Below are 5,741 nucleotides of genomic sequence, written 5' to 3'. Positions count from 1 at the left end.
TTTTGCATGTGAGGTCCTGTATCACAATAATTATTTCTGTTTAGCGCCCTAAGTGTTGTATAAGGACTGTCACCGGGTATCTGTTTAACGCTTTTCAGGAAAGCAGGGGACAGGCACCCCAGCCCTTGTATTCTATTGATGAAAGAAAACAGGCTTAGAAAAACAAGGGCTGGGAGAGCCAGTCCCCATGCTACATATAAATGGCTAAACTGTTACTGAAAAAATAAGTGCGGGGGTGCCTGTCCCCGGTGGTCGAGGCAATAATTAACACAAAGTGTCGCTGTAGTGATAAATAAAAGCCAGTAATTTATTTCCTGGCAGTGAAGTTAGTATGCCCGGAAACAGCGGTCAAGGAAATTTTCCATCACTTATCGGAATTTATGTTCCAGGCTCCAACCGGTCAACCGGATAATATCTTATACGGCAATGTCCCGGTTTCTTATTAGCTGATCCAGGAATTCCATCATAGCTTCGCGTTGCCTGGAGTCGGCGTATTTGATGCAGTCGCACCTGAGCCTTTGCTCGCTTCGAACCAGGAATTCCAGCCTGAGCCAGTCCGGTCCAAGTTCCAGAGCCAGGTAATATGGTCCGCATTGATGCGAGTGCTCTTCCTGGTCTGAAGCCCACAGGGACCGGGGCAGGGGCAGCCAGAAGAGGCCGTCCAGGGGATTCTTGTACCCGGTTTCCTGGAGGTGAGAGGTGATCTTGTGTATATCAGCAGGCTTAATATCCTGAATCATGTAAGAACGCATATTATTTTCCTTTTTTATCAGCGTGGGGATTGTCGGGTATTTGTTCCTCGTCCAGGTTGAAGACTTTGCGGGCCAGGTCGATATATTTCTCTGATGACCCCTCTTCCCTGGAGCGCCGTTTCAGAAAGGCAATAGGGTCGTGGTAGAGCTTGCCTACCAGGGATTCCGCCAAGTGTTCCATAGTCTGTCGGGTTTTGTCATCCAGGTCCGCCGGGAGGTTGCGCAGGGATTTTTTGACTTCCTTGCGGGCTATGGTCTCGCCCTTGTTTAAAAGATCCACTATAGTCGGGCTCAGGTCCAGGGAATTGAGCCACTTTTCGAATTTTGCCACTTCCTGCTCTATGATCCCTTCGGCCTTGCGGGCCTCTTCCTTACGCCCGGCCAGGTTTTCCTCAACCACCTCCTGCAGGTCGTCAATGTCGTAAAGGTAGATATTATCCAGCTGGTTCACGTCTGGATCGATATCCCTGGGAACGGCTATGTCAATGAAAAACATGGGGCTGTGTTTTCTTTTCCTGAGGACTTCCCGGAGATCCCTGGCCCGGATTATGGCCGAGGAAGAGCCTGTGGAACTGATTATTATGTCCGCCTGAGGCAGGTAATTGAATATATCCTCCAGGCACATGGCCTTTCCCTGAAATCTATCGGCCAGTTCCCTGGCCCTTTCCAGTGTGCGGTTGGCGACCATAATTTCCTTAAGGCCCTGGTTTAAGAGGTGTAAAGCTGCCAGTTCAGCCATTTCCCCTGCTCCAATGAGCATGGCCCGGTGGTTGTCCAGCTCGCCGAAGATCTTTTTGGCCAGCTCAACCGCGGCGTAGCTGATGGATACGGCACTGGATGAGACCGCGGTTTCGGAACGGGTCCTTTTGGCAGAGGAAAATGACTTGTGCAGCATGCGGTTGATAATGACCCCGGTGCTGTGTTCATCCACGGCTTTGCGGTAGGCGTCCTTGAGCTGCCCCAGGATCTGGGGCTCCCCAAGGACCATGGAATCCAGACTGGCAGCCACTGAAAACAGGTGGCGCACAGCATCGCGATCAGTATAATGATAAATATGCCGGGCCAGGAGATCCGCCTGGGCGCCGCAGAAGCCGGCCCAGGTTTCCAGGACCCTGTTGCGGACCTGTTCATCTTCGGGGATGCCCACGCAGAGCACTTCCACGCGGTTGCAGGTGGACAGGATCAGGGCTTCACACACTGGTCCCTGCTTTGTGACCAGCCCTGCATCAATCGGGTTGAATCCGGTGAGAGCGAATTTCTCCCGGATTTCAACTTCGGCTGTTTTGTGGCTCAAGCCGAAAAGGTGTATTTTATGTTCCATCAGGTCTAAGGCTGTGATGAGTTTCAGTAAAAAAGTTGATTCCCACGAATGATATCAGGGACAGGATAAAAATTAAAATCGCCAGCTTGGCAGGCTTCCGGCCTTTCCAGCCGCCGGTGGCCCTCTTGTGAAAGAGCCAGGCAAAAAAGAACCAGATGGCGATGGTAAAAACCTCCTTGGGATCCCAGGAGAATATGGTTTTCCAGGTAAAGGCGGCCCAGATAAATCCGGAAAGGGTGCCCAGTGTGAAAAGGGGAAAACCCACCATGACAGCCCAGTGGTTGACCCTGTCGAAAGTGTTCAGGGAGGGCAGATCCCGGGTGACGTTTCCCATTCTGGATTTGGTTTTGATTTTGTTATCAAGGTGCAGGTAGGCCAGACCGGCCCCGAAGGCCATGGCCAGAAGTGCTATGCTTACAAAAAGAGAACCTATATGCAGGCCGAACCACAGACCCTGCAACAGGCCGGGGATGGGCAGTGTGGCCGGGGATATGGCCAGTGAGCAGGTGAATATCACCAGGGCCAGGGGTGCGGCTATTAGGGATAAGAACTTCAGCTTGAGCCGCCACCATAAAAGAATGAAGATAAGTAGAAATGTCCAGGCCAGAAGGCTGATATAAAACTGGGACTGGGTCAGAACCTCGCCCAGGCCCAAAGAGTATTTCAGAGCCAGGTCCACTGTGTGCAGGCCAAAGCCTGCAATGGTCAGGCAGGCTGAAATGTTCTGGATTTTATTTCTGGAGTAGATAATCCCCAGCAGAAAGCTGACCGCCCCGGACAGGTATAAAAGAGCTATGACCAGATCCAGTATCCTAAAAGAGAGCATGTGTCATCTCCTGGATATGTTTGTGAGTGCCGGCGGGAAGCAGGTCCTGCAGCAGGTTTTGCAGTCCCTCTCGGTCACCTGATTTAAGTATTTCGGCTGCATGAGAGTCTAGTATTGCATGGAAGATTTTTTGATTATCAGCCTGGGGAAGCCCCAATGGTAAAACCAGTTTTCTAACCCTGGACATGAGAGTGGTCAAGAGGGCGTATTCCGGGCCATACCTGGAAGCCAGCTCTTTTTTGACCCTGGCGCTCAGGGCCGGGCTGGCCCCGCAGGTGGATACCGCCAGCAACAGGTCTCCGCGCTCCAGGACAGCCGGCAGAACAATGTCTCCCTGGTCAGGATCCGTGGCCGAGTTGCACCAGACATTTCTTTCGCGGCAGGCCTGGACTACCTGCTGGTTTGTCCCGTGGTCAGCAGTACATGCAAATACCAGATGGCAGCCTTCAACGTCACCGGGCTTGAACACCCTGTTGACTAACTGTATGGATTCATCTTCCAGGAGAGGTTCTTTTACGGACCCGGGATCAATGACGGTAATACTGCCTGCACAACTCTTTTTCAGGGTGGATATCTTTCTGCGGCCTACTGGACCGGCCCCCACCACCAGGCAGGTTTTGGATGTGAGATCCAGAAATACAGGAAAATATCTCATGACTTACCAGATAAGGCAATAATCCCGGGATGTAAATCATGGATCAGGGTGAAGTTGAGAGCTATCCCAGAAAACTCCTCAAAAGTGCAGCCCGGAGCATCAAGTCGCTTGCCTGAGCTGAATCAAATCTATCCGAAGCACTTCGAAGTCCATGCACGATGGAGAGATGTTCCTTGTTTACCTCATGGTAAAACCCGGAGGAGTATAAGGCTTTTCTCAGTGGTTTGTCCATGAAAGGGCCGTCAAAATCAGTATACGCCATGGCATATTCTATTTTTGCCCTGAAAGAAGGATAGGCTTCCAGCACAAATGCGAGATCGTTTTTGTCCAGGGCTTCGAATGCCAGCAACTCGGGTGGCAGTCCCAGGGAATACATGGAGCAGGTGAAGGCAATGGCCCTGGGCAGTTTTACTTCGCCTATTGCCCGGGCATAGCCGAACTGGCCTACGTGCAGTTTTCTGGCGCGTCTTCCAGGTACATACCTGGCCATGCGGGATATATGGGGGGCCAGTTCCTTGATGCGGCTGCGGTATGCCTGACTGTAGCGCTCAATTATATCCAGGGCCCTTTTTTCGTCGATGGGATCGGCCGGTCCTATGCTGCGCGATTTCAGATGCCGGCAAGCTGCATATACCTCGTTTACGGGATAATCGAACTTGAAAGCCGACTGAATGGTGAAGGTGACCACGCTTGGGTACTCCCGCCCAACCCGTTCGGTGCTGTGAGGGTGCAGCCCGCCACGGAAAGGAGCGGAGCCCATGCCCAGAATGGGATGCAGGCGAACACCTGTACGCCTGGACACTTGGTCGAATTTTTTAAGGGCGATCTTATTGGCCATGGCAGCCGAGGCCAGGCCGTAATTCATGGCTGTATCTGAACGGGCGAGAAATACCCTCTGGTCTTTTGTATCTTTGTCAGCCAGATATTCTTCCATTATGGCCGTGACGTTAAGCATGCTTGGTACATCCTCAAAAAGAGGTATGACCTGTATCCTTGATGGAGAAAATTCCCCGATCCATTCCGCGATGGTTATGTCTTCGTGGTTGAACCTGGCATTCTGCCGGCCGATGATGTGGTCTGCATAATAACGGTAAATACGGTCTATACATCTTGCAGAAGTGGTCATGGGCAGTATGACTTCGAAAATCGGCACGATATCCCGGCCGTAGAACAGACGGGCGGCATCATACGATCGTGGAATACTCTCCAGGGTCTCCAGCAGGATCTTGGCCTCGGCCTTTTCAATCATGGGGTTGGGTACGCGCAGGGTGATGCGCAGGTCCCGCCCCAGGATGTTTTTGCGGAAATATTCAGGGTAATATGAGAGCAGTTTTTTGACTACGTAGGTGTCTATTTCCTTGCCTTCCACATCCCACATCTGCTCATCGCAGCCCAGATGTGAAAAGGCGTAGTATGCCTCCCGGATTTCATCTTCTCCTGCCAGTACATTGTTGGCTGAAAAAAAAGGGGCCGATGCATTGTCAGGATGCTGGGTGCTCATACACCGAGGAATTTCCATGGTCCAGTCTTGCTCCTTTTATGAGATGTCCGCCTGAGGGGTGTTCATCCGCAGCAGGCTTGACCCGTACTATAATCAGCGAGCCTGGTGCAGATATTCTGCAGGGTTTTGACGACTTTTACGGGAATAAGTTTTGTAGTCATTTTTTGCAGGACTGTTCAACAGGGCGGATAAAAACATTAGCAAAGACGAAATGTTTTGTAAAGGTCTGTATTCTGGACTTTTCGGATTTAAGAGAATGTTGAAACGTATCTGTTCAGTGCTTTGCATGTCGAAAGGCTGCCTGCCCGGAAGCATACCGCTTGATTTTTTCAAATCGGCTCAAATATTGTCAATGTCATTGTATCTGTTTAGCGCGCTGCATGTGGCACGGGGACAGGCTCTCCCGGTACTTATTTTTCTAATCTGTTTATTGTTCGATAAAAAACAAGTGCCGGGGTGCCTGTCCCCACAAACATGCAAGCAGGGATTTTTTTCTTTTCTTTTCTTTCTTGTTCCCAGGCTCCAGCCTGGGGGCATCGCTTTTTTGTGGCTCCAGCCACATTTTGAAAAAGCGGCTTGAGCCGCAAGAACTAGACGTTCCCAGGCTGGAGCCTGGGAACGAGAGGTAACCAGGAACGAAGAACCAGGAACCACGAACCAATTATAACGACCAACATGTTGGTTTG

The 5,741-nt window shown here is 51.2% G+C and carries 5 protein-coding genes; all 5 read right to left on the bottom strand.

Annotated features, from left to right (window positions below; translation table 11 throughout):
• Positions 1 to 416: 416 nt before the first annotated feature.
• Positions 417 to 752, bottom strand: coding sequence for a hypothetical protein (locus QZP87_RS14380; RefSeq protein ID WP_291323615.1), 336 nt, complete (start codon positions 750 to 752; stop codon positions 417 to 419).
• A 1-nt stretch (position 753) separates the two neighbouring features.
• Entirely contained in the window at positions 754 to 2,073 is a 1,320-nt protein-coding gene (hemA, locus tag QZP87_RS14375) for a glutamyl-tRNA reductase (protein WP_291323614.1), read from the bottom strand.
• Positions 2,063 to 2,899 carry a cytochrome c biogenesis protein CcsA gene (gene ccsA / locus QZP87_RS14370; RefSeq protein WP_291323613.1) on the bottom strand — a complete coding sequence of 279 codons (837 nt, stop codon included), beginning with the start codon at positions 2,897 to 2,899 and terminating at the stop codon, positions 2,063 to 2,065. The genes hemA and ccsA overlap by 11 nt, the downstream gene beginning before the upstream one ends.
• A complete protein-coding gene (locus QZP87_RS14365) occupies positions 2,886 to 3,554 on the bottom strand; it encodes a bifunctional precorrin-2 dehydrogenase/sirohydrochlorin ferrochelatase (RefSeq protein ID WP_291323612.1) in 669 nt (222 codons plus the stop codon). Before QZP87_RS14365 ends, ccsA begins: the two co-directional genes overlap by 14 nt.
• Before the next feature lie 61 nt (positions 3,555 to 3,615).
• Complete coding sequence (gene ppcA / locus QZP87_RS14360) at positions 3,616 to 5,073, bottom strand: phosphoenolpyruvate carboxylase (protein ID WP_291323611.1); 1,458 nt, start codon at positions 5,071 to 5,073, stop codon at positions 3,616 to 3,618.
• Positions 5,074 to 5,741: the final 668 nt, after the last annotated feature.

Source organism: Desulfonatronospira sp. (assembly GCA_003563255.1).
Lineage (GTDB): Bacteria > Desulfobacterota > Desulfovibrionia > Desulfovibrionales > Desulfonatronovibrionaceae > Desulfonatronospira.
Note: the sequence above shows the minus strand (reverse complement) of the source record. Positions and strands in the feature narration are given on the sequence as shown.

Bases quoted from the DNA above. Each gene is read 5' to 3' on its own strand.
- hemA (WP_291323614.1), bottom strand. From the start codon at position 2,073: ATGGAACATAAAATACACCTTTTCGGCTTGAGCCACAAAACAGCCGAA.
- ccsA (WP_291323613.1), bottom strand. From the start codon at position 2,899: ATGCTCTCTTTTAGGATACTGGATCTGGTCATAGCTCTTTTATACCTG.
- QZP87_RS14365 (WP_291323612.1), bottom strand. From the start codon at position 3,554: ATGAGATATTTTCCTGTATTTCTGGATCTCACATCCAAAACCTGCCTG.
- QZP87_RS14380 (WP_291323615.1), bottom strand. From the start codon at position 752: ATGCGTTCTTACATGATTCAGGATATTAAGCCTGCTGATATACACAAG.
- ppcA (WP_291323611.1), bottom strand. From the start codon at position 5,073: ATGGAAATTCCTCGGTGTATGAGCACCCAGCATCCTGACAATGCATCG.